General features: G+C 42.2%; 1 protein-coding gene. It reads left to right on the plus strand.

The genetic code is table 11. The features are described 5' to 3' along the window. Positions 1-1050, plus strand: a 1050-nt coding sequence (locus M595_RS27755; protein ID WP_023069883.1) for a ShlB/FhaC/HecB family hemolysin secretion/activation protein, incomplete at its 5' end; no start/stop codon positions are given. Positions 1051-1137 lie beyond the last annotated feature (87 nt).

The following is a 1137-nucleotide window of genomic DNA, read 5'->3' on the forward strand; positions in this document are numbered from 1 at the left end:
CGACGCTCTTCCGATCTCGCAGATACCTTTAGTTTACAACTAATTGCTGATAATGGTCGGATTCCGAGTGTGGGAAGTTTTCGTCGAGGTTTGAGTGTTACAGAAGCTAATTTATTGGGATTTGGCGATCGCATTAATACTGCTTATACGAATACCGATGGTAGCGATCGCTATGATATCAACTACACTTTTCCAATTAATGCCCGCAATGGTACAATTCGTTTTGATTATTATGGCACAGATTCGGAAGTTATTGAAGAACCATTTGATCGCCTGAATATCACCGGAGATTCTGATCGCTTTGGGTTAACGATTCGTCAACCGATTTATCAAACTCCGACTCAAGATATTGCGGTGGGATTAACCCTTTCTCGGGAAAATAGCCAAACCACTATTTTAGGAGAAGAAGAACCTCTTTCTGTGGGTGCTGAAGAAGATGGAAGCACCAAAATTTCGGCAATTCGTGTGTTTCAAGAATACACTCGAAGAACTTCAAGATCGGTTTTGGCTGGGCGATCACAGTTTAGTTTAGGTGTGGGTGCATTTGATGCGACAATTAATAATGAACCGCCCGATAGTCGATTTTTTACTTGGCGAGGTCAAGGTCAATATGTGCGATTATTAGCGCCCGATCTGTTGTTGGTGGTGCGATCAGATATACAATTATCGACTAGAGCGTTGGTGCCGTTAGAACAGTTTCCTTTAGGGGGTTATCAGAGTGTGCGAGGCTATCGTCAGGATGTTTTATTAACGGATAATGGTGTGTTTTTCTCTGCTGAAGCTTTGTTTCCAGTCGCTCGTTTTGGCGAAGGAAATGTATTGCAAATTGTGCCGTTTTTTGATTTGGGTCGAGGCTGGAATGTTGAGGAAGAAGATAGCCAAGAAAATGATACGATTGCCGGGATTGGATTGGGTTTACAATTGCGTTTAGGAGAACGGTTTAACGCTCGAATTGATTATGGAATTCCGTTCAATGAAGTTGATGATCGAGACGAAAATTCTTTACAAGAAGCCGGGGTTTATTTCTCAATTACTTATACGCCGTTTTAATTGAATGAAGGCAGAATAATTTAGGCAAAAGGCAGAAGGTATAGCGCGAAGCGCTCTCGCAATAGGCAACAGCTCATCTGGCAAAAG

It is taken from the genome of Lyngbya aestuarii BL J (assembly GCF_000478195.2).
In the GTDB taxonomy this organism is placed as follows: Bacteria; Cyanobacteriota; Cyanobacteriia; order Cyanobacteriales; family Microcoleaceae; genus Capilliphycus; species Capilliphycus aestuarii.